Source organism: Actinomyces bouchesdurhonensis (assembly GCF_900128465.1).
Classification (GTDB): Bacteria; Actinomycetota; Actinomycetes; order Actinomycetales; family Actinomycetaceae; genus Pauljensenia; species Pauljensenia bouchesdurhonensis.
In genome coordinates this window covers 361,548-384,914 of sequence record NZ_LT635869.1, presented here as the reverse complement: position 1 = coordinate 384,914, position 23,367 = coordinate 361,548, and the positions used below count along the sequence as shown (strand labels likewise).

General features: G+C 61.4%; 19 protein-coding genes and 1 pseudogene. 16 read left to right on the top strand and 4 right to left on the bottom strand.

Translation table 11 applies throughout. From position 1 onward, the window contains the following. The first annotated feature begins 186 nt into the window (after positions 1 to 186). Positions 187 to 939 (top strand): Ltp family lipoprotein, encoded by a 753-nt coding sequence (locus tag BQ7477_RS11705; RefSeq protein WP_234968800.1) that lies wholly within the window; start codon positions 187 to 189, stop codon positions 937 to 939. A 124-nt stretch (positions 940 to 1,063) separates the two neighbouring features. Here the strand turns inward: BQ7477_RS11705 and BQ7477_RS10125 are convergent, their stop codons facing one another. Beyond that, on the bottom strand, positions 1,064 to 1,996 hold the full coding sequence (locus tag BQ7477_RS10125; RefSeq protein ID WP_073983783.1) for a 5'-nucleotidase: 933 nt from the start codon (positions 1,994 to 1,996) through the stop codon (positions 1,064 to 1,066). 246 nt (positions 1,997 to 2,242) lie between these two features. Between BQ7477_RS10125 and BQ7477_RS10120 the strand changes: the two genes are divergently transcribed. The 13 genes and pseudogenes from BQ7477_RS10120 (at position 2,243) to rplI (ending at position 12,539) form a co-directional block, all read left to right on the top strand. Beyond that, the gene (locus tag BQ7477_RS10120) at positions 2,243 to 3,379 is read left to right on the top strand and encodes an ABC transporter substrate-binding protein (RefSeq protein WP_073983782.1); all 1,137 of its coding nucleotides are present in this window, start codon (positions 2,243 to 2,245) and stop codon (positions 3,377 to 3,379) included. 86 nt (positions 3,380 to 3,465) lie between these two features. Continuing rightward, a complete protein-coding gene (locus tag BQ7477_RS10115; protein WP_073983781.1) occupies positions 3,466 to 4,494 on the top strand; it encodes a FecCD family ABC transporter permease in 1,029 nt (342 codons plus the stop codon). Then, a complete protein-coding gene (locus BQ7477_RS10110) occupies positions 4,491 to 5,291 on the top strand; it encodes an ABC transporter ATP-binding protein (protein WP_073983780.1) in 801 nt (266 codons plus the stop codon). The genes BQ7477_RS10115 and BQ7477_RS10110 overlap by 4 nt, the downstream gene beginning before the upstream one ends. A 199-nt stretch (positions 5,292 to 5,490) precedes the next feature. After that, positions 5,491 to 5,700, top strand: coding sequence for a cold-shock protein (locus BQ7477_RS10105; protein WP_073983779.1), 210 nt, complete (start codon positions 5,491 to 5,493; stop codon positions 5,698 to 5,700). Between the two features lie 335 nt (positions 5,701 to 6,035). Further along, the gene (locus BQ7477_RS10100; RefSeq protein ID WP_073983778.1) at positions 6,036 to 6,254 is read left to right on the top strand and encodes a hypothetical protein; all 219 of its coding nucleotides are present in this window, start codon (positions 6,036 to 6,038) and stop codon (positions 6,252 to 6,254) included. Positions 6,255 to 6,498: 244 nt separating this feature from the next. Continuing rightward, positions 6,499 to 8,049, top strand: coding sequence for a hypothetical protein (locus BQ7477_RS10095; protein ID WP_073983777.1), 1,551 nt, complete (start codon positions 6,499 to 6,501; stop codon positions 8,047 to 8,049). A 173-nt stretch (positions 8,050 to 8,222) separates the two neighbouring features. Continuing rightward, on the top strand, positions 8,223 to 9,503 hold the full coding sequence (locus BQ7477_RS10090; RefSeq protein WP_084795793.1) for a hypothetical protein: 1,281 nt from the start codon (positions 8,223 to 8,225) through the stop codon (positions 9,501 to 9,503). Beyond that, a complete protein-coding gene (locus tag BQ7477_RS10085; RefSeq protein WP_073983776.1) occupies positions 9,500 to 9,943 on the top strand; it encodes a hypothetical protein in 444 nt (147 codons plus the stop codon). Before BQ7477_RS10090 ends, BQ7477_RS10085 begins: the two co-directional genes overlap by 4 nt. Beyond that, a complete protein-coding gene (locus BQ7477_RS10080) occupies positions 9,940 to 10,302 on the top strand; it encodes a hypothetical protein (RefSeq protein WP_073983775.1) in 363 nt (120 codons plus the stop codon). The genes BQ7477_RS10085 and BQ7477_RS10080 overlap by 4 nt, the downstream gene beginning before the upstream one ends. Positions 10,303 to 10,581: 279 nt before the next feature. Further along, on the top strand, positions 10,582 to 11,535 hold the full coding sequence (gene rarD, locus BQ7477_RS10075; protein ID WP_073983774.1) for an EamA family transporter RarD: 954 nt from the start codon (positions 10,582 to 10,584) through the stop codon (positions 11,533 to 11,535). 76 nt (positions 11,536 to 11,611) lie between these two features. Continuing rightward, positions 11,612 to 11,722, top strand: a pseudogene (locus tag BQ7477_RS12565) (single-stranded DNA-binding protein); the annotation flags it as partial. 94 nt (positions 11,723 to 11,816) lie between these two features. Next, a complete protein-coding gene (gene rpsR, locus BQ7477_RS10070) occupies positions 11,817 to 12,059 on the top strand; it encodes a 30S ribosomal protein S18 (RefSeq protein ID WP_007589142.1) in 243 nt (80 codons plus the stop codon). A gap of 21 nt (positions 12,060 to 12,080) precedes the next feature. Then, positions 12,081 to 12,539, top strand: coding sequence for a 50S ribosomal protein L9 (gene rplI, locus BQ7477_RS10065; RefSeq protein ID WP_073983773.1), 459 nt, complete (start codon positions 12,081 to 12,083; stop codon positions 12,537 to 12,539). A gap of 219 nt (positions 12,540 to 12,758) precedes the next feature. Here the strand turns inward: rplI and BQ7477_RS10060 are convergent, their stop codons facing one another. Then, positions 12,759 to 14,060, bottom strand: coding sequence for an ISL3 family transposase (locus BQ7477_RS10060; protein WP_073983867.1), 1,302 nt, complete (start codon positions 14,058 to 14,060; stop codon positions 12,759 to 12,761). Positions 14,061 to 14,782: 722 nt separating this feature from the next. Here BQ7477_RS10060 and BQ7477_RS10055 point away from each other — a divergent pair. Then, on the top strand, positions 14,783 to 15,694 hold the full coding sequence (locus BQ7477_RS10055) for a toll/interleukin-1 receptor domain-containing protein (RefSeq protein ID WP_073983772.1): 912 nt from the start codon (positions 14,783 to 14,785) through the stop codon (positions 15,692 to 15,694). After that, the gene (locus tag BQ7477_RS10050) at positions 15,691 to 19,962 is read left to right on the top strand and encodes an NACHT and WD40 repeat domain-containing protein (RefSeq protein ID WP_073983771.1); all 4,272 of its coding nucleotides are present in this window, start codon (positions 15,691 to 15,693) and stop codon (positions 19,960 to 19,962) included. The genes BQ7477_RS10055 and BQ7477_RS10050 overlap by 4 nt, the downstream gene beginning before the upstream one ends. A gap of 374 nt (positions 19,963 to 20,336) precedes the next feature. Here BQ7477_RS10050 and BQ7477_RS10045 read toward each other — a convergent pair whose 3' ends face one another. After that, entirely contained in the window at positions 20,337 to 22,670 is a 2,334-nt protein-coding gene (locus BQ7477_RS10045) for a transglycosylase domain-containing protein (protein ID WP_073983770.1), read from the bottom strand. A gap of 143 nt (positions 22,671 to 22,813) precedes the next feature. Beyond that, the coding region (locus BQ7477_RS10040) for an NADP(+)-dependent, decarboxylating phosphogluconate dehydrogenase (RefSeq protein ID WP_478209465.1) at positions 22,814 to 23,367 on the bottom strand (554 nt) is incomplete at its 5' end.

Genomic DNA, 23,367 nt, shown 5'->3' with positions numbered 1-23,367 from the left:
AAGGCACCTGACAAGTCCAAGATTTTGAAGTAATTAATTGTTGACAAACATGGCACACATCACTAAGCTTACTCACTAAGCCCACTCGACACAGGAGCCATGATGACAAGCTCAACACCGCAGGACGGCCTCGGAAACAACACGCCAAACACCTCCCCGAGTGCCCCTCACCCACCCTTTCAGCAGGTGACACCCCCTCAGACCAAGCCGTTTTACAAAACGTGGTGGTTCATCGTCATTGCCATCCTCGTCGGCCTCGTCCTCATCGGAAGCCTGACGACCCCCAAGAACAAGAACAGCACCAAGGACGCAGAGCCTTCAACGACATCCACGACGACCGAATCAAGCGCAGAAATCACCGTTCCTAACGTCGTCGGCATGCGAGGAGACGAGGCCCGCGCAACGCTCGAAGCACTTGGCAAGGTCGACATCGCCTTCAAGGACGAGGCAGGCAAGAAAGTCGTGCTCGACGTGACGAACTGGACCGTCACTTCGCAGACCCCCGAGGCCGGAACGACTATCGGCAAGGACGCTAAGATCACGCTGTTCGTCCACCACGACACGGACGACGCTAAGCCGACGGACAATCCAACCACCGAGTCGCCGTCGACGACCAACCCGAACAAGGACGACGTTCCACGCGATTACCGCAAGGCTTTGACGTCCGCGGAGAACTACTCCAAGACGCTTCACATGTCGAAGAAAGGAATCTACGACCAGCTCACCAGCGAGTTTGAAGGATTCTCCCCTGAGGCAGCGCAGTACGCAATCGACAACATCCAGGCCGACTGGAACGCGAATGCCCTGGCTAAGGCCAAGGAGTACGAGAAAACGCTCAACATGTCCGACGAGGCGATTCGCGAGCAGCTCGTCAGCGAGTACGGCGAGCAGTTCACCCAAGAAGAGGCCGACTACGCGATCGCGCACCTGGACGACTGACGAGGATTTTCCACAAAACTCAACCGAGACATAGGCGGGGTGGGTGTTGCATGCGCACGCAACACCCACCCCGCTTTGATCGTCAGCGACTCCGACAGTGGGCTAACGACACACGCCCCAGCACTTACTCCCGGTTGATTTCTCCGAAGGGAATATGGACGCTCGGGGTTGAGAGGGAGGCGCCGTCGACGTGGCGGCGCTGATCATCGAAGAAGATGTGCGGCTGCAGCACCTCGATCATGGGCCCCTTTGGGAGGCCACCCAGAAAGAAGGCGTCGTTGACGCGCAGCCCCCACTGGTGGATCGAATTGATCGCCCGCTCGTGAGCGGGGGCGCTACGCGCCGTCACGACGGCGACGCGGACCCGACGCCGGTACCCCTGTGGGTCGCTGACGCACCGAGCATCCTCGATCCCCTGGATCCTGTTGATTTTCTCCAAGAAATCCGCCATCGGGCCGCGCTCGATCGGCACTTCGGCAAGGGCGCTCTCACTTTCTTGGTACTCCTTCAGCCCCCTGTCCTGGAAGACGCGCTCGGAGGAGTCGCCCGCCAGCACGCCGTCGAAGTCGAAGGCGATGCGCAGGTCCGAGTCCCCGTCGTCGGGGACAGATCGGCCCACGACGTGCCCGGCCGCAAACCCCAGCTCGGTCGCCTCGCGCACGTCGGCCTCGTTCGCGGAGAGAAAGAGGGACATGCGCAGCGGCCCCATATAGAGGTAGGGTGCGCGCCCCTGCATAAAGATCGCGCGCGTGATGTCCAGCCCTCGGCTGCGAACCGAACGCATCACCCGCATTCCCGTCTCCGGGTCGTTGCGCGAGAGGATCACAACTTCTACGAGCCGCTCGCGATCCGACAGGTCGTTGAGGTCCAGGAGGCGCCGGATGAAGGGGAAGGCGACGCCGGGTTCGAGCACGTCGTCGAGATGGTCGCGTTGATACTCCCGATACCGCTCCTCACCCTTCTCGCGAAACACCGCGTCCGACTCCGCCAGATCGAACAGGGCGCTGGACGCCACCCCGACGACGAGGGCCCGCTCCAGGTTCAGAGTCTCACCCATGACACGTTCCTTCCACTCGCGCCGGGCCCCTCGCCCGACACCGTCAGGCTACGAGGAGGCGTGCACATCTGCGTCCTCATCCTGGGCGATGCGATCGACGAGGCCGTTGCTGCGTCTCACACAACGACAGCGCCCGCGGGTCACCCAGGAAAAAACACCGTGTCATAATGCCACACTTAACCTTGTGAGGGGCACCTAATTTTGTGTAGCATCTCCCTCGTAATCCCTAAAACACGAGAGGACCCGATGAAAACCCGCCTCGCCACACTGACCGCGATCTTGGCCACCGCCACCCTGGCCCTCACCGCCTGCGCGGGCGGCTCCGGCTCCACCACCTCCCAATCGGAGGCGACCACCCAGGAGGCCACGACCTCGTCCACGCGCACGATTACCGACCACGCGGGCAACGAGGTCGTCCTGCCCGAGAAGATCACCCGCGTCGCCATCGACCAGATCCCGATCGAATCCACCTACCTGGCGTACTTCGACGGCAAGGCCCCCTACCTGGTGGGCATGAGCGCCGCCCGCGTCAAGGCGATGAGCCAGACGATCGCCGCCGAGATGGCACCCGAGATGATGCAGGTGGACACCAGCTACTACGACAAGGGCGAACTCAACGCCGAGGCTCTGCTGAACCTGAACGTGGACGTCGTCTTCTACAACGCCTTCAACAAGGAACATGCCGAGATGTTCCGTAAGGCCGGTATCCCGGCCGTTGGTTTCACGACGATGGGGAACCCGTCGGAGACGTACACGGAGTGGATGGAGCTCCTCGAGGACGTCTTTAACGAGGACGGCCACATGGCCGATAAGATCGCGCTCGGCAAGGACCTGGTCGCTGACGCCCGCGCGCGCACCGCGAAGGTCCCCGAGGACCAGCGCGTCTCGACGATGGTGCTCATGGGCGCGGCCGACGGTCAGCTCGCGGTCGCAGGTGGCAAGGACGGCTGGTTCACCAACGAATGGGCCGACTCCCTGAACTACACGAACGTCTCGCGCGACACGGACACATCGCACACGCCCGTGACCTTCGAGCAGGTTCTCACGTGGGATCCCCAGGTCCTCCTCGTGACCGGCAAGGGCATGTCGAATATGACGGCGAACTCCGTCCTGTCGAACTCGGTTGAGGGCGTGGATTTCTCGACTCTCAGCTCCGTGAAGTCCGGCCGCGTCTACTCCACGGGCCTGGGCATGTGGAACTGGTTCACCCCCAACCCGGATGCTCCCATCGTCGCGAACTGGATCGGCGCGTCCCTGTACCCGGAGCAGTTCTCCGACGTTGATCTCGTAGCCATGACGAAGGACTACTACCAGCAGATGTACAACTTCACGCTCACGGACGAGCAGGCCCGTCAAATCGTCAACCCGGACGCCGCGTCCTGATTCCTGTCCCCGGCCTCGTCTCCCTATCGACGAGGCCGGGGCACCTTGTGCGTGAGACGCTCGGTAAGCGTCGGGGAGAGGAGATCATGACGTCTGTGTTGACCAGGAATGGGCGGCTGCGCGTGTGGGTGGTTCCCACGCTGGTCGTTCTCATTGTTGTGTGCGCGGCGGCGGCCATGCTGATTGGCCGTTTTTCTGTGTCTCTGGAGGACGTGGTCGCGGCGCTGCGCGCGAGGTTCTGGGGAGGCCCTGCGGTGTCTCCGCGCGTTAACTCCGTCGTGTTTGACTTGCGTGCGCCGCGCATCATCGTGGCGATTCTGGTCGGCGGGGGTCTGTCCGTCGCGGGCGCGTCCTTCCAGTCACTGTTTTCCAACCCCCTGGCCACGCCGGACACCCTGGGCGTCGCGGCGGGCACGTGCGTCGGCGCGGTGATCGCACTGCTGCTGGATTGGAACCTGATCGGCGTGCAGGCCGCGGCCCTCGCGGCGGGCCTGGCGACGATGGCTTTCACGACGGCTATTTCGCGCACGCGCACGGGTTCTTTCAATGTCATCACGCTCGTGCTCGGCGGGGTCATCGTCTCCGCCCTGGCGAACGCGGTCCTCTCGCTCCTGAAGCTGACGGCCGACCCGACGAGTCAGCTTCCCGAGATCACTTACTGGCTGATGGGTTCGCTCGCAGCGGTCACCTATCACCAGATCGCGCTGGGCGCCCCCTTCATCATTGCGGGTGTTGTCGTCATCGTGGCGCTGCGCTGGCAGCTCAATATTCTTTCCCTCTCAGAGGACGAGGCCCGATCGGCCGGCGTGAACGTGTCCCTCATGCGCGCCGTCCTCATTGTCGCCTCGACGGTCATCACGGCCTCGGTCATTTCAATGTGCGGCCAGGTCGGCTGGGTCGGCCTGCTCGTGCCGCACTGCGCGCGCATGCTGTGCGGGCAGAACAATCGCGCGGTCATCCCGGTCTCGCTGCTGCTCGGGTCGGCGCTCATGATCGTCATCGACACGCTCGCACGATCCCTGTCGGCCTCGGAGATCCCCATTTCGATCCTGACGGCCATCATCGGTGCGCCCTTCTTTATTGTGCTGCTGCGTCGGACGGGGGGAGCGCGATGATCAGCGTCGAGGACGCGACCTTCACCTATCCGGGTGCCCCTTCCCCGATCCTGACGAACGTGTCCTTCGAGGTGCCTAGGCGTTCGCTCCTGGCGATCCTGGGGCCCAACGGCGCGGGAAAGACGACGCTGCTGCGCACCATGATTGGCCTGCAGAAGTGGGACAGTGGTCGCACGCTCATCGATGGCGTCCCCATTTCGTCGATGTCGACGCGGGCGTTGGGACGCGTCCTGTCCTACGTTCCGCAGGCACGCAACGCCTCCAACGTGGCGCTCACCGGCCTCGAGATGGTGATGGTTGGGCGAGCCCCCCACATGCGTACCCTCGCCCAGCCGGGCGCACGGGAGGAGCGCATGGCCCACGACGTCCTCGACGAGGTGGGGGCCTCCCACCTGGCCGACATGCCCTGCGCGACCATGTCGGGCGGCCAATTCCAGATGGTCCTCATCGCCCGGGCACTGGTTGCCGACCCGCGCGTCCTCGTGCTCGACGAGCCGGAAACCGGCCTCGACTTCCGTAACCAGCTGATCGTCCTGGGACTCCTCGAGCGTCTCGTGCGGGACCGAGGTCTCGCAGTCATCATGAACACGCACTACCCGGCGCACGCCCTGCGCGTCGCGGACCAGGTCGCGCTTTTCTCCTCCACGCACGAGGCCGTGGTGGGTCCGGCGTCCACCGTCATGAACGCGGACACCCTCGCTCGAGTCTTCGGGGTGGACGTGGCGATAGGGAACGTGCCCTTCGAGGGCGAGGACGTGCAGGCGATCGTCCCGGTTCGCCTGAGCGGAGACAAGTAGCACCGCCACACCGACAATTACTTCATCATGTTTTCGCAGGTCAAACACATTTTGAGTTGAAGTGCGGTACCGTAAGAGTGTGATTTCGAACGCTGCGCGGACGCGTGAGAGACGCCGGGCGCGCGGGCGGGATCGCGTCGGTCTCCGCAGGCGGGACCGGTCGATGCCCCAGCGTTGGGGCGAACACGCAGGAGGACCCATGGCAACCGGGACCATCAAATGGTTCAACGACGCCAAAGGCTTCGGGTTCATTACTCCCGATGACGGCTCTGGCGACGTCTTCGTGCACTATTCACACATCGTCGGCCAATCTGGACGCCGAACTCTGGCAGATGGCGAGAAGGTCGAATATGAGGCGATCGAGGGGCCGAAGGGCCTCCAAGCCAAGAATGTGGCACGAGCCGAGTGAGCTGTGTGCCCGAGTGGATTCCCCACTCGGGCACACGTGCATGAGCGTGCCATTTCTTGGTGCTCTTCGACGCAGCTTTTCCTCGATATAACCGTCTCCTTCATGGCGCGTCCGCGCGATCCCTGTGCAGTCCCTTACAAGTGCTTGTGCGGTATAGACCGTGCGGTTATTTGGACCTAGCATTGGTGGTGCACCAACGGGGGCGACCACATGTCGGCCCCGTTTTTTGATGCGCTCGCCCACCCGGGCGAGGCGGGCCTACCGGCCCACATAACACGCTGGCGTGCGGGGCGCGCTTTGCGTTTCCGCGCGAAAATATTGCGAAGGAGAGCACCATGAACACAATCGTCAAGGCCGAAACCGCTCCCACCATGGCGCAGGCCACCACCTCGGCTTCCGTCCTGATCGCCCTCATCGTCATCCTTGCGGGTCTCGGTATGGCCGCTGCGCTCCATGTTGGCTCCGTCGCGTCGGCGGTTCTCGCGATTGTTGTCGCACTGACCGCCCTGATCCTCTCCCCCGCGATCCTCTCGATCGCCCGTACGCGCGCCTGAGCCGCTTCGGGGCGCGCACTTCGCGTACCCCCTGTTCTTCCAGCGCGACACCGCCTGAGGTGTCGCGCTTTTTCTTTGGCGTAGTAGGGCGCACCGTGGCGTTGCCGCTGCGGAGCTTTGTACTGCGGGAGGGCCGGTTGTAGGCCAGGATGCATCTCATGCCTGTATTACATTGGATACTTGCTATCCACACAGGGACGGTGCACAATCGGTAATTACTTCCCATAGGTGAAAGGTGCCAACGATGTCCAACCAATACTCTGGCGACCAGAGCGGTCAGCCGGGAAATAATGGCCAGTTTCCGGGACAAATACCCCCTCCTCCCGAGGTGAACCAGTTCTCGGGCCAGACGCCCCCTCCTCCCGAGGTGAATCAGTTTCCGGGCGAAATGCCCCCTCCTCCCGAGGTGAACCAGTTCTCGGGCCAGATGCTCCCGCAGCCCGCCCAGAAGCGCAACAAGCCGATGGCTCTACTCGCCATGATCATTGTCGCCGCCCTGGTCGTCATCGGCGGTGGAGCGTATGCGATCACCCGCGTCCTCTTCCCGTCGGGCGGCTACTCGACCCCCGACGACTTGGCTGCGAGCATCGAAAACGCTTTCGATACCAAGTCACTGGAGTCGCTCGCAAGCGCCCTGCCGCCCTCGGAGCTCGCTGCCGCGACGGCATGGCAGCAGGATTACAAGGCTGACGGTGGTACGGATTGGTCGAAGATGACGAGTCCTGAGGCACTCAAGGAGTACCTAGACGCGATCGTCATCGCCGAGTCGGACATGAGGTATACGGTCGATGAGAAATCAGATCAGATTGCTCTCATCCGCATCACTCAGTGGACGGGCGACATTGTGATCAGGCAGGAGCTAGCGGATAAACTCCGTTCGCGCTACGCGGAGGCTAAGGGGACGAGTCTGACGCAAGGGGAGAACGATTTCTTCGACGAGTTGAGGGACAAGATCAATTTCAACCCGATCATGCGCTACGGCAACATTTTGGATTCGTTCCCGGACGGTAAGCTGACGCTCGTCGCCGTCAACGAGGGGGGACGGTGGTACCTGTCTCCTTCGATGACGATGGCTGAGCAGACGTTGGGTAGTGATCGTTCGGTCGTGCCTCACTACGACGCTGACTTCACCGACGTTGAGGGGGCGTCCTCTCCGGAGGAGGCTGTCTCTGGCATGGTGGATGCGCTGCGTGACGGGGCCAGCATGTCCGACAAGGACTTCTATCGTTTCCTGGATCTGCCTGAGCGTCGCATCGCCGCGGTTTATGGAGATACCGGTTCGTCCTCATCCCGTTCGGGTCGGGGCATGGGTACGAACGGGATCGGGGCGAACGTTCAGATCGACTGGGGTCTGAGTTCCACGAAGGTCAACGGCGGTTCGATCGTGAACTTTGGGACGACGTCGATCACGGCGGGCGACTTCTCAGTCTCGTTCAACGATGACACGGTGACGTACTCGTATCCGGACTTTGGCTACGGGTACAGTTCGCGTAGCTCGAGCAGGAGGAGCCAGACCGTGCGTTTTACTGAGGGCCTGGTTAATCCGGAGCGCCTGGGTATTTTCACGGTGAGGGATTCCACTGGGTGGCATGTGTCGACCATCCGCACCTACGGCAACCTGACGTTGCTGGAGGCGACGGATGATGCGGTCAATCAGGCTGTCCGCGGGTTCGGTGGTTTCATGGAGTACGGGGCCGACCTGTCGCAAAGTGAGCTGCGTGATGTCGCCACGTCTAACAAGCCGGTGGGTGCCGTCCTCGTCATCGCGTGGAACTTCATGAAGAACTCCAACTGACGCGCCGCGCACGCCTGTGCACCGGGGGTGGGAATCCGAGAGGGTTCCCACCCCCGTTCATGTTCGAGGCCGGGGATCCTCCCGGCACACCGAAAGGCTCCCGCTCGTAGTTTCCTCGCCGGCAAACCACATCCTGACGGAACATTACTCAATTTTCCATACGGTAATATAGTGTGGAGCAGCAGCATGTCGATGCGCTAGCGCGAAAGATCATCATGGCCTCGAATCAGAACCTCGTTGAAGTATGTCCGGTCACTTCCCAGCCCGAAGGTCCGTCTATCAACGTGCCAAACGGTCCACCTTCCCCCGCGCGATCGTTTTCGTGGACGTTCCCCATCAACGTCGATTCCCTGTCCTCCGCGGACGCACAGTTCGACCCCCTGTTGACAGCACTCGATTCGGCGAGCACGGACACGCGAGAGGCACGGAACCAGATCGACGTCCAGACGGCAGAATTGGTGTTCTACGCCAACGATCACCTCAATAAGACGGAGAAGGTTCTCGACGACCTCCACGGCCAGGTGGCGAAACTGCGCCAAGCGCTTCGCAATGCCCACGACGGGATGGCGAGGGTGCGCGATGAGTACGTCGCAATCGCGAAAGATGCCACCACTTTTGGGATGAGCGTCACCACAAGCGGGACCTCGACAACCGTGACACTCAGGGCCAACGCCACCCAGTACAGCATCGATCAGTTTAACGCCCTGCACGATCGAGAGCGATATAACACCAGCTGCTATGACGCGGGGGAATGGGAACTCTCCGATGCCCTCGACGCCATTGACGCCTCCTGGTGGGATGCCACGCTCGGAGGCGTCCTCGACCAGCTCGTCGGCATTGTCGTTCCCCCTCTCGGCGACAGGCACGCGGTCCTGAAGACCATCGAGTGGGGACAGGGCTTGCGCTCGACAGCTGCCGACACGACGAGGGCTGCATTTTTGTTCCGTCATCACGCCAGCTACCGTAAGCCACCGAAATTCAACAGCTTATCGAGGTGGGAGAAGCTCACCGCTCCCGGCGACCTCGCGAATTGGAAGCCGGCGGGGATGCGTCCCGGTGGCGGCGGAGCCCCCAAGCCGCCTGGTGTGCTGCGCAATCTGGAAAAGGGAGGCAAGATCGCCGGCGGCGCAATGGCAGTCCTTGACGGGGCACTCACCGCCTACGACTCCTACCAGTCCGACTCCTACAACCATCCGGAGATGGGCGAGGGCGAGAAGATCACGCGGGCCGGCGTCAAGGGAGTTACGACAGGTGCGCTCGGGTGGGCCGGGGCCACCTATGGCGCCCAGCTGGGGGCCACGATCGGTGCCTTCGGTGGACCCCTGGGAGTCTTGGCGGGGGGAATCATCGGAGGAGTGGTCGGCGGGATGGCCGGAAGCTGGGCGGGCTCAACGTTGTCCGACATCGCTAACTCTGGCATCAGTCACCTATTCCACTGGGGAGCATCATCATGAAGTCGTACATCGCAGCGATCGTGGGCCTCCTCCTGGGCGGCGGGATTCTCCACGCCTGGTGGACGGAAACGTACACGGATTCCGCCCTAGCCATCATGTGGAGACGGATCTCTTCGGCCACAGCGATTGGGAGAAACTCTCAGGCCGTCACGCGCCCCCTCATCGCAATTTCACTGATCTTGGGTGCGCCTCTCGCTGTTGCGAGCGAACTCGGTGCTCCTGACGCGGTCATCACAGTGCTCTCGCTCTGCTTCATTACTCCGATCGTCGTAGGTCTTATTTATCTCCTCCCCTTCCCGCTCCCCCGCCTCGTCGACGCTCACTACCAGTTCTGCAAGCGCCACAACCTGCTGGATAAGAACGGCACACCACTACCCGACGACGTGATCGAACGCTACCTCGCCGAGCACGACGTCTGCGACACGAACGGAGAGCAATGAGCGTCTCGTGGAACCGTGAAGAAGTCAAGCGCGCCATCGACAAGGCGGCCTCCGCGTCGGAGACCCTTTATTCTGCGGGAGTGTGGGCACCCGACTCGGGTTCTCGCCACCAGGACAAGCTGGTATCCAAGGTCACCTCCATGACCATGGCGCTTGGTAAGGCATCGACGATCATGTCCAAGATCTCGTACGCTCTGACAAACGCAGACAATTCTTTCGCCAACGCCGACGACCAAAACGCTGTTAACGTCCAGCTCGCCGAACAGTTCAACGACGACATGAACGCCAAGAACAGCGGTCATGTGCCAGTCGGCGTCTGCCACCCCGTCCCGCAGGTGACGACATCATCGCAGGAATAATCGACGGCATGGCCGACAGTTGATTCGGATCGTCGGTTGCTGACTGGGTTAACGTCGGAATGAACAAACTGCCTCATTATGAGACTGATCGTGAAACCGTACATCGTAGCGATTGGAAGCCTTCTCCTGGGCGGCGGGATTCTCCACACCTGGTGGACGGAAACGTAACTGCCCGACGACGTGATCGAACGCTACCTCGCCGAGCACGACGTCTGCGACACGAACGGAGAGCAATGAGCGTCTCGGCCAGGGCGCGCGGCGGCTCCGTACACTAGGGGAGTGAGCACCCAGAAGAACGACCCACGCGCCCTCGCCCTCGGCGTTATCGTCTACCTGATCTGGGGGTTTTTCCCCCTGTACTTCTCGTTGTTGTCCCCCGCTGGCGCCGTCGAGGTGATCGTCCACCGGGCGGTGTGGGGCCTGTTTTTCTGCTTGCTTGCGCTGACGCTGACGGGTTCGCTCGGCAAGGTCTGCGCTCTCATCGCGGATCGGGGGGCGCTGTGGCGTCTGGCCGTCGCGGGCGCGCTCATCGTCGTCAACTGGTCGGTGTACGTGTACGCGGTCATGAGCGGCCACACGACGGACGCGGCGGTCGGCTATTTCATTAACCCTCTCGTGACGGTTGCGTTGGGCCTCGTCGTGCTGCGCGAGCGGGTCAGCCCCATCCAGAAAGTTGCCCTGGCTTTGGGCATCGTTGCCGTCGTCATTCTCATCGTCGGGCAGCGCGCGGTCCCTATCATCTCCCTCACGCTCGCCCTGACGTTCGGTTTGTATTCCCTCGTCAAAAAGGACGTGGCTACGAGGGTCGATCCGCTCGCCGGCATGGTGATTGAGACAGCTGCCGTCTCTCCTTTCCTGATCGGCTATTACGCGTTCCTGGCGGCCACGTCCTCCACGTCGTTCCACGTGATCGCCGCTTCAACTGACGAGGCCGGGGTGTCCTGGGGCCTTCACCTGGCGCTCCTGGTGGGCGCTGGTGCGCTGACGATGGTCCCGCTCATCATGTTCGCTTCGGCGGCGCGAGGATTGACTTTGGGAACGATGGGGTTCCTGCAGTATCTGGGTCCTACCCTGCAGCTCCTGGTCGCCGTGTTCATTTTTCACGAGAGCGTGCCGACGATCCGCTGGGTTGCGATGGGCGTCGTGTGGGTGGCGCTGGCGTGTCTGAGCGCAAACTGGTTAGTCTCCTCCGTGCGCACCAAGCGCCTGGCGCGCGCCTGGCACCGAGGCTGACGCATGGCCTGAGTAGACGACCCGGTCGCGCCAAGCTCCGCCCGACCGGAAGCAGCCGCGATCCCACCGGTGTGGAGGCCGCCGCGGNGCCAACTACGGCGCACCGACCGGCGGCTCTGCGGAGGATCCGTGGCGCTCCGCCCCTTCCGGCGGCTCCACGTCCTTCGGTGATGAGCCCCCGTTCTAAAGTCGCGCGCCCCGGCTCCCGCGCCGGATTGCGCCACGTCGAAGACACCACGCTTGGGGCGGGAGTGCCCGCCCGGATTTACTAGGAGACCATCATGGCGAAGCCTCAACTTCGCAACAAGCCCATCAAGAAGAAGGCCAACCCGCTGAAGTCGGCCAAGATCGACAAGATCGACTACAAGGACACCGCTCTGCTGCGCAAGTTCATTTCGGACCGCGGCAAGATTCGCGCTCGCCGCGTGACCGGTGTTTCCACGCAGGAGCAGCGCAAGATCGCTCGCGCCGTGAAGAACGCGCGTGAGATGGCTCTGCTGCCCTACTCCACGACCGGTCGCTGATAAGGGAAGGACACAGCTGATATGGCTACCACGAAACTGATCCTCACCCACGACGTTCCGAAGCTCGGCCAGGCCGGCGACGTCGTCGAGGTCAAGGCTGGCTATGCCCGCAATTACCTGGTCCCCCGCGGCTACGCCGCCAAGTGGACCGCTGGCGCCCAGAAGCAGATCGACCAGATCGCCGCTGCTCGCCGTCGTCACGAGATCGCAACAATCGACGATGCCCGCGTCGTGCGTGACACGCTGCAGGGCGGCGTTGTTGAGATCTTCGGCAAGGTGGGCACATCCGGTCGTCTCTTCGGCGCTATTTCCGCTGCCGCGATCGCTGACGCGGTCAAGGAGCAGCTGGGTCAGACCATCGATCGTCGTCGCGTCATCATCGCTTCGCCCATCAAGGCTGCTGGCGACTACACGGTGACCGTCGGCCTGCACCCCGAGGTGTCCGCGAACCTGCGTGTCCGCGTGATCGCCACGAAGTGAAGGCTTCACTCATCGGTTGAATGACTGAAGGGGTGGCTCCCGCTCGCATGAGCGGGAGCCACCTTTTTGCATTGCGCGCGAGCGTAGACGGTGAACCCCGTGGTTGTGCGTTGCGGGACTGCACGTGTTGCTGGGTTAGTTCCAGGTGCCTTTGCCGTTTCCTCAGTGAAGAAGCCGCCGTCTAGGGCTTGACATGCTGAGCAAACGGGCTCTTCGCATTTAAGGGTGTAGGAGGTGTTGGAATCCGCCGGAGTGGAGGAGGCAGCGTAGGCGGTAGTTTCGGTGGTTGATGAATCCTTGGGCGATGCCGCGGAGGTGTTCGAGGCGTCCGTTGATGGCTTCGGTGGGGCCGCCTGTGGTGTGGGGGTGGTCGAAGTAGGCCAAGATGTCCCTGGCTCTGCGTTTGAGGGTTCTGCCCATGCGGGCTAGTTCGATGCATGTGTGTGGCAAGTCCGGGCGGGTGATCGTCGTGATGAGCTGGCGGAGGGTGTTTTTGCCGCGCCTGGGGTCACGATCACGGTAGGCCGCTAGGAGGTCCTGGTAGATTCTCCAGGTGGTGTGCACGTCAGCGTGGTTGGGGCAGGCGAATAAGGCATCCAAGCGCGCCTGGGATGTGTCGGTGAGGATGTCGGTGCCGGTCAGGAGCGTTTTACGGGCCGCGTACAAGGGGTCGCCCTTGCGGCCGCGATGCCCCAGGGTTTCTTGCTGGACGCGCTGGCGGCACTGCTCTAGGGCGTCGATAGCGATATGAACAACATGGAAGGGATCCATCACCGCCACCGCCCCTGGAAGCTGGCTGACTGCTGCGCTTTTATAGCCGCTGAACCCATCCATCGCCACGATCTCGATGTTGTCCTTCCATTCTTGGGGGCGCGCGGCCAGCCAGGAAGACAAGACGCGTTTGGAGCGGCCTTGCGCCACGTCCAGGAGGCGGGCCGGGCCAGTATGGTCGCGTACAGGGGTCAAGTCCACGATCACCGTGGCGTACTTGTCCCCACCCCGATGACGCCACACGTGCTCATCAACCCCAATGACGCGCACGCCTTCAAAGCGAGTCGAATCCGCGAGCAGGAGTTCGTCGCCATAGGCCAGTATCGCCTCGTTGGCAGTATGCCAGGCTACCGCCAGGTGAGCGGCGATCCGGTTCATGGACATATTGTCAGCGATCAAGCACACAAGCCCCCAGCGCAAGGCCCCAAAGGAGAGCTTGGCGCGTGGGGGAGCCGCCTGGCTGATGTCATCACACCAGAAATGAGAACACACGCGACAGTGGTACCGTCCCACATACACCACCAGCGTCGTGGGCTGATGCCCCTGCGGTTCGTGCGCTAAGCGCCGGGTACGCGACCCCAGCGAATACCCCGGGCACCCACACCCTGGACACAGCCGAACAGGATTAGCCACACGGCACTTCAGGACGAACCCACCCCCCTGGCAGCACATCCCCACAGCCACCAAGCCCAGCTCCTCCAACCCGCAATAGGCCGTCATATCCACAGCGGAAAAGGTAGCATTAGACATGTCGGGGCCTCCCAGCGTTTGAAGTGTCGCAACCTCAATCATCGGGCAGGCCCCGACCCCATGCCAACACCACCCCCCACACCCCAAAATGCGAAGAGCCAGCAAACGGCACGCAAATCCCCCGCGTATGCTCGTCGGGCCGCCCACTCGCACGTTGATCCGGTCGGTCGCGCGTGGGCATGGCCGCCCACGCGCACATTAAGGGGTTCCCATGCGCATCAAGGGGTTACGTGTCTAATAGCCGATTCGGATGCGCCGAGCACGCCGCCAGCAGACGCTGCAGACGCTGCAGACGCTATTTTGCCCAAAGTGCAGACCACTTCTCCTAAACAGCCCGTTTTTGGCACTTTTTGTCGAGGTGGTCTGCGATTTGGGCGCCAAAACTCCTCGATCAATGATGTTCCAGCACCAGCAAGGCGAAAACTCGCCCCGCGAGCAACATGCAGTTTCCTACGATTTCGATAGTGATCTCACTAATTTACTTTTAAACAACCAATCAAGCCGTGCGATTTGCAATCAGGACAGCATCATGCCATTATTGGCTTAGATGTTCTACCAAGGGAGGTATGAAGCACCCACGATCGACCGGGTGTCAAGAAACACCACACTTCGCCGACACTGTCGAGAGATACGTCGTCCAATCAAAAGGCCGCGTGCCGACACCATCAAATTCATGACGGCCCCGTCAGCCGTTTCACGTACAGCATTGAAGGGACAGGCACATGTGCGACATCCAATACAAGGGTCAGTTGTCCAAAGAGCAGGTGCGCGAACGCGTCGGGAAGTACCCGCTCGAAGATCCGGCGACGCAGGAAGACCTCCAGCACCTCGCAGACGCACTAGATCGGAATGGCACGTGCCCTCTAGCACGAGCCATCAACGCACTCACGGACAAGGCCTCCGACGGCAAGCTCTACAAACCTGGTCGCAATGATTTGATGCGCTTGTACGACGAACTCGCACTCCATAAGCACCTCCGACTCAAGGTCGACGACACAACGAAACTCATCTACTTCATCTGCCCCCCTCAAGGACGCGAGCAACCTCTCACGGCCGCCAAGCACGTCCACAGTGACAACACTCACCTCGACCGTTTCTGCACTGCGATGCGAACGCACACTCGCACCAACTCTCTGCCACACGCGGAAAACACGTCCACTACGATCCTCGTCGCCTACGCCGACGAGGATCTGGAACTCGTTGACGACTTCATGACCAGACTGACTGTTAACCTTGCCATCTTCAAGGACTACGACATCCAGTGGCGCCGCCTGTCAGACATCGTCACCGCCTTCGCACTCGACGCGCAAGTAGTCGATAAGCACGCAGCTGCAGACTACATCATGGAACTCATCACACCCAATTACCTGAGTTCCCCGTTGCGCAGAATCCACGACATCGCGTCCTTCCGCGGCGAACCTCTGATCGAGACGCTACCCATCCTGTTGGAGGACACCCCCCTCGACGAGCTTGCTGAACACCTGAAAGCCGACTTATCGGTGATGTACTGCGGAAATCTTTCAAATCCAAGCTCCTATGCGGATCAAACGACCACACGTCAACGTAATCATTTCATCGACGGCTTTATCGATCGATTCAAACGCGCCATCACGCAGCGGGAGGAAGAACAATGACACAACCCTCATCAAACGCCACGGGGCGCCCACTCCCAGCCGACGTCGTCCGCAGGATCCTCGAGAGCCTCGACGACCTAACGCAAGGCAATGCGAGGACTGCACGCAGAATCTGTGCTCTCCTCGGAGAGGATGGTAAAACAACCATCGGGCAGGTTGAAGCGATCATCCCCGCCAAAGATCCACGCGACTACATGCGCAAGTTCAAAACCCGCTTCAATCAGGACGCGGACGGCGTACTCACGGTTGTATTCGATGGCAGGAGGGGACCCGATGTCTACTTCACGGGCATCGCACCTCAAATGGAGGAAATTGCTGAGTTCTCAGAGCGCCAAACCGACCGTTATCCTTCTCCCCCCACAACCATAAACACACACGTTCATGAGTATTGCTGCGGGCATACGAGCGACGAAGCGGATGACAAGTGTCCGCTCGAGACGTTGTGCGCTCTTGTCCCGCAGCACTCAGCAACATCAGACACGATGGCCCACGCCTTATTCAGAAAGGCCGAACTCACACTCGAAGGAACCATCCCCATCGCGCTACACGCCGACGAGGGAGCACCCGTCGCGAAGGACGCACGCCCACGAGCAAGCGCTTCAACAGCTGTTCCCGATACGGCGAACGTCGTCGAGCGCCTCGTCGCATGGGCTCGCGGAGAAACCACAGGCGCATCTCAGCTGTGTGCGCTGCTGGGAGATGTCGGAGCAGGGAAGACGACCACATCCATCCTGCTTACCCGAAAGCTATTGGAGCTGCGCCACGCTGGTGAGGACGTGCCACTGCCCATCTTCTTCGACCTTCGTAATCTCTCCATGAGCAATGCGCTCAGTGATGGGATAGACGTCAGCCTGCAGACAATTCTCGCCCGTCTCCTCGCATCGTCCACCGAGTCTGCTATCTCAGTCGAGCAATTTAAGGACGCCGTCCGCACCGAACGAACCCTGATTATCATCGATTCCCTCGACGAGGTTCTCGTCCACCTCGAACCGGGAGATGGGCACCGCCTCATTCGCTCGCTCCTGGACATCCTCACCCTCACAGCACACGGTGACGATCGTGGGAATCCGCGCACACGCCTCCTCCTGGCATGTAGGACACAATACTTCCGATCTGTGGAAGAAAAGTTCTCATTCTTTGACACTCAGCGACGCCACCGCGTGCGCGGAAGCGCCTACACGGTCTTCACCCTCCTGCCCTTCGACGAAAAGCAGATCCGTGATTACCTCCACGCAAACCTGAAGGACGAGAACACCGACCAGCTGCTGCTAACGATCCGCTCGGTTCACAATCTGCGCGAATTAGCTTCCCAACCGGTCCTCCTGGACATGATCCGAGAGACTCTCCCAACCACCAACAAAGCGTTGACGGAGGGCAGAACTGTCCGTTCAGTCGACCTCTACGAAAATTTCGTCAGTCAGTGGCTAAGAAGAGATGACGGGAAGCACAACATCATCGCCGACCACAAGCTCCTGCTCATGACCCACTTAGCGTGGGAGGTCTGGCGTTTAGGATCGAGGACGTGGTCCGCGTCCTGGATGGAGGAGTGGATGCTGGAGTTCATTGACTCCCACGAGAAAATGAAGAGGCACTACACCGCCTGGGAACCCGATCTATGGAAACAGGATCTGCGTACAGCCACCTTCCTCACGCTCCGCAACAACACCTTCTCATTCGCCCATTCCTCCCTGTTGGAGTACTTCTTGGCCGTTCGGCTCTCCGATTCCCTCCTCGCGGACTCGCCGGAAGACGCGTTGGCAGCATGGGACATCACCCGACCTTCCAGCGAGTCCTTCGGATTCTTCACGGGACTCGTGGCCAGATTCGACGACACCACACGCAGCCAGGCGATCACTCGGCTCGAACGGGTTGGACGTTATGGGAATACAAACGCTCGCAGGAACGTCTTTTCTTACATCCTGCAAGCGATGGAGCAAGCCGTACCACACCCGCTCCCGAGCACACTAGACCTGTCGGATACAGACCTGCGCGGGTGGACTATCGGATCGAAACGCTTCCATCTGGACCTCAGCGGAGTACCGTTGCGAGGTGCCAGGCTCGATGACGCGCGCATCGACCACGTCCGGCTGGACCGTGCCGATGTCAGCGGTGCTTCGATGCGGCGTACGCTCTATGAGCACTGCACGCTGACACACACCAACTTCACCGACGCTGACCTCTCCGGGACCGTCTTTCGCCACTGCGACTTGGAGGAAGCAAACCTGGCGGACGCATGTCGGCACCGCACTCAACTGCTGCACACATTCCCCGCAGACCTTCGGCTCACCGACGTTCTCACGGCACCTGCGCCACAACACGGACTGTCCGATGAACACTCCGAGATACACGTTTTCGGAGGGCACTCCGACACCATAACCGCGATGGAATGGGCTCCAGAGGCCGACTTTATCCTGACGGGTTCCGACGATGGAAACGCGTGCATCTGGGATGCTACAACGGGTGAAAACATCCTCGCACTCCACCACGATAAGGCCGTCAACGCGGTGGCCTGGTCACCCGACGGCAGGCGTATTCTGACGGGTTCGAACGATTCCACGGCGTATGTCTGGGACGCGACCTCGGGCGAGAAAATTCGGGTTCTTACCCATACGAAAGCGGTCAACGCGGTGGCCTGGTCACCCGACGGCGAGTACATCCTGACAGGCTCCGACGATGGAAACGCGCGCGTCTGGGATGCTACAACGGGCGAAAACATCCTCGCACTCCACCACGATAAGGCCGTCAACGCGGTGGCCTGGTCGCCCGACGGCGAGTACATCCTGACGGGTTCGGAGGACTCCAAGGCAACCGTCTGGGACGCGGAGAGCGGAGGCTACCTACACACGCTTAACCACGGCGAACGGATTCTCTCCGTGTCCTGGCTGGACAAAGGCCACACGATCCGAACGGGATCGGCTGACGGAACAATTCGCCTCTGGAATGCCGAAACCGGTGACAACGTCGGTACAGACAACCATACGCGATCAATCGCCGCTATGGCCTGGTCACCCGACGGCAAGCACATCCTGACGGCCTCTCGCAATGGCATCGTCGACATCTGGGATGGCGCAACCGGGTGGCATACCCGTTCGCTCACCTACAGCGGATGGGTGACGACCGTTGCCTGGTCATCCGACGGGCAGTATATCCTCACGGGATCGCGCAACCATACCGTGCGTGTGTGGGATGCCACCACCGGCGATAGAATGCTCACGCTCAGCCACAGTGGCTGGATCACCTCGGTGGCTTGGTCATCCGACGGGCGGCATATCCTCACGGGATCAGACGATCGTAAAGCGCACGCGTGGGATGCCACCACCGGGCACAGCACGTTGACTCTCACCCACGGCGCATCGATCAACGCTGTGGCATGGTCCCCTGACCATACACGCATTCTCACAGGTTCTTCCGACCATAGCGCTCTCGTCTGGGACGTTACCACCGGCAGAGCAAGCCTTCGGCTCACCCACAGTGACTGGGTAACCTCTGTCGCGTGGTCGAAGGACGGTACGCGCATTCTCACGGGATCAGCAGACCGAACCGCCTGCATATGGGATGCCGCTACCGGCGAAATGATACGCATGCTCCCCCACGATGGCTGGGTGCGCGCCGTCGCATGGTCACACAACAGCGACCGCATCCTGACCGGATCCGACGACAACACCGCCCGCGTGTGGAACGCCGCCACCGGCGAAATGATACGCATGCTCCCCCACGATGGCTGGGTGCGCGCCGTCGCGTGGTCACACAACAGCGACCGCATCCTGACCGGATCCGACGACAACACCGCCCGCGTGTGGAACGCCGCCACCGGCGAAATGATACGCATGCTCCCCCACGGCGACTGGGTGCGCGCCGTCGCATGGTCACACAACAGCGACCGCATCCTGACCGGATCCGACGACAACACCGCCCGCGTGTGGAACGCCGCCACCGGCGAAGAAATACACAAACTCCACCACGGCGACTGGGTGCGCGCCGTCGCATGGTCTCCCGACGATGACCATATCCTAACGGGTTCACCGGATGGAACGGCTCGAATCTGGGATGCCACCACCCTCGGTCCGGTCCGCTTCGTCATCGCCACCCTGCCCAAAGGGGAGTGCGCCGTCCTGACAACCGACCAGACGCAGATAATCGGCGCTAGCGCAGGAGCGTGGCGGTGGCTCGGGCGCTACGCTGTCCACGAGGACGGCGTACGCGAGCGCATCCCCGTCGAAATCGACGGACCCCTGCCGCCCCTTAGCCACGGCACCACGACCGAGTAGAGAAGCGCGGCAACGGAGGGCACGTGATGGGAGCGCATACGCTCACATCCGGATAGGTTGTGCGCATCCGGATAGGTTATTCGCTTGTGGATAGGTTATTAGCCTATCCAGATGTTCGTAACCTATCCGGATCGTCGTTTCCTATCCGCGTGCGCGGCCCGAACTAACTATCGCGACAAGGACGGGCACACAGCACTGTACTGTTCAGCGCCCGCACAGCACGCGCACAGGGAAGTCCAGCGCAACGCATGCAGCGCTCAACACGCACAGGCCACATGAAGGCCCGGGACCCCTCGCCAACGCGCGCGCCCGCTCCCACGCACTGCGGGCCCCGAGGATGCTCCTCGGGGCCCGCGCCTGGGCAGTTCTAGGCGCTAATTTCTTCGTCCGCCGCCGTTGTTCCCGCCGTTGTTGCCGTTGTTCCCACCGTTGTTGCCGTTGTTCCCACCGTTGTTGCCGTTGTTCCCGCCGTTGTTGCCGTTGTTCCCGCCGTTGTTGCCGTTGTTCCCACCGTTGTTGTCATGTTCGTCGGATTCACGGGTCGGCTCGGAACTCGGGGTAACCTCCGGTGTCGGAGCAACGTCGGGGGAAGACTGCGGAGCATCGTTCGTCGCGGACGGCGCGGGTACCGGCGCATTGTTCTGGACCTTACGGCTCGACTCGACCTTCCAGGGGAAGTCGCTGCCAGGCAGGTTCGCGGTCGCCGGCTTCATGTAATCAATCCACACGTCAACCGGCCAGTCGCCGCCGTGGAACTGATCCAAGCCGCCCACGTCGTCAAGGGGAACCGAGTTACCATTCTCGTCAGACTGATACATGGTCACGCCCGTCACCATGCCGGGTACGAAGCCGATGAACTGGGCGGACAACTGATCCGAGGAAGTACCGGTCTTGCCGGCCGTCGTCAGGCGCGGGATCGCGCCATCAACGTTGTTAGCGGTACCCTCGCCGCTCGTGACGGCCTCGAGAGCCGGCATAATGGAAGAGACCTCTTCAACGTCAAACACGCGCGTGGGTTCGACGTCACCGGAATATAACAGCTTGTTGTTCGAATCCTCAACCTTCTTGACGATGTGCGCAGTGACGCGCTGGCCACCGTTCGCGATCGTCGAGTATGCGGTCGTCAGGTCAATGTTATGAGGTGAGGAGGGACCCAGGACGTTCAAGAGCTCATCGTTTAAGCCAACGGTGTCCTCTGGGATGCCCGCATCGATAGCGGCCTGGAGGGTGTTCTCCGGCTCCACGTCGTCATTCAAACCAACGAAAACCGTGTTCATTGAATAAGCAGTCGCCTTCACGAGGGTCACATTGCCGAAGGAGTAGCCGCCATCGTTCGAAACGGGGGTACCCATGCCTCGGAAATACTGGGGCGACTTACCCGAGTACGTGTCGTAGACCGTACCGCCCAGGCGCGCGTTCGCCAGCAAAGCGAAAGGCTTGAAAGAGGAACCCGCCATCGCGATGTCCTGCGTGACCGCATTCTGCTGACGCTGCTCGTAGTCGGCACCCGCGTACTCGGCGAGGATCTCACCCGTCTCGGGATCCATCGACGACAGGGCGACATGCTGGAAGGTCGGATCCCAACCGTCGACATCATTCATGCCTTCGGCTGCCGTGACGGCCTGGTCCTGATGCTCCTTAACGATCGTCGAAGTGATGCGCAGGCCACCCTGACCGATCTTGTCCTCGTCGAACTGACCCGAAGCAAGCAGCTCCTGCTTAACCTGGGCCATCAGATAGCCAGTCGTGCCCGTCATCGATGCGCTATTGAGCGTGTCGGGATCGATCGTCTCTGGGAAAACGGCGGCATCACGTTCAGCGGGGGTGAGCCAGCCGTCCTCAACCATGAGATTCAGGTCGCGTTCCCAGCGTTCCTTCGCCTTGTCCGGGTTGACGGCAGGATCCCACGCGGAGGGCGCGGGAATGACGGCGGCCAGCAGCGCAGACTCGGACAGTGTCAGCTGGTCGGCACCGTGGCCGAAGTAGGCCTGGGCGGCCGCGTCGATTCCGTAGGCGCCACGACCGAAGTAGATCGTGTTCATGTAGGCGCCGATGACCTCGTCCTTGGACTTCTCACGGTTGATCTTGATCGCGAGGACAGCTTCTTTGAGTTTGCCCGTGTAAGACGTGGTTTCACCCATGTAGTAGCGTTCAACGTACTGCTGGGTGAGGGTCGAACCGCCCTGTCGTGCGCCTCCCCGCAGGTTGTTGATGAGCGCGCGGAAAATACCCTTCAGGTCGACGCCGTTGTTCGTGTAGAACGTGCGGTCTTCGGAGGCCACGATCGTCTTGGGGACATAGTCGGGCAGGGTCGTCGTGTCGATGATCTGCCGGTTGATGTCACCGAGGGTACCCATCTCGGTCGTACCGTCCGAGTAGTACACGGTGGTTTTCTGCGCGAGCGCCAGGTCATCCGGCGCGGGAATGGCCAGCGTGTTGTACAGGTACAGGAACGCGGCCATGCCAGCAATAAAGATCCCCAGGAAGACGGTCAGGATTCCGAGTCCGATGCGCTTGGCCCAGCGGAAACGCTTCTTCGCGGGGCGCTTCTTGTCACCCGACGAGGCCTGGGCGTCCTTCTTCGAAGAACGGGAAGCATGGGCGGAATGAACCAAGCGTCGAGAGGGAAGAGAGTCCCTTTCGGACGTGCCTTTCTTGCCCGACCCGACGATGTCATTCCAGCTGGATTTTCCGTTGCTAGTCGCCACGTGTTCGCCCTTTCAGCGGATAGTTGTACCTCTAGGTTAACCATGTTTCCTGAAAGTTCCCCAAACTATGGGCACAAACACAGGGGGTGAGCGCGCCGCGCGGCGCGCTCACCCCCTGCCAGTGGTCCTTCAGTGAGGTCGTATTAGGACCACTGCTCTTCGGGTCGCCCGGGGGCGGCCCAGAGAGTATGGAAAACGCCTTCTTTATCTACCCGGCGATAAGTATGCGACCCGAAGAAGTCGCGCTGGCCCTGAATGAGGGCGGCAGGAAGGCGCGTCGCGCGAATCTGATCAAAGTAGGCCAGCGACGAAGCGAACACGGGAATCGGAACGCCGGCGAGGGCCGCCTTGGCCACGACGCGACGCAGTGCGGGCGTGCACTCCTGGAAGCGGGTCGCGAACGGCTCAGCCGCCAGCAGGAGAGGCAGATCGGGGTCGGCCTCGTACGCACGCGTAATGTCGTCGAGGAACGCCGCGCGGATGATGCAACCCGCGCGCCAAATGCGAGCCAAAGCACCCTTATCGATACCCCACTCGTATTCCTTTGCGCCGGCCTCGATCTCGTCGAAGCCCTGCGAATAGGCGACGATCTTGGAGGCGAACAGCGCTTGGCGAACGTCCTCGATGAACGCTGCCCGGGCCTCGTCCGACTCGATGACGAGCGCGGTGGCGTTGCCCGCGAGCGCCTGGCCGGCCG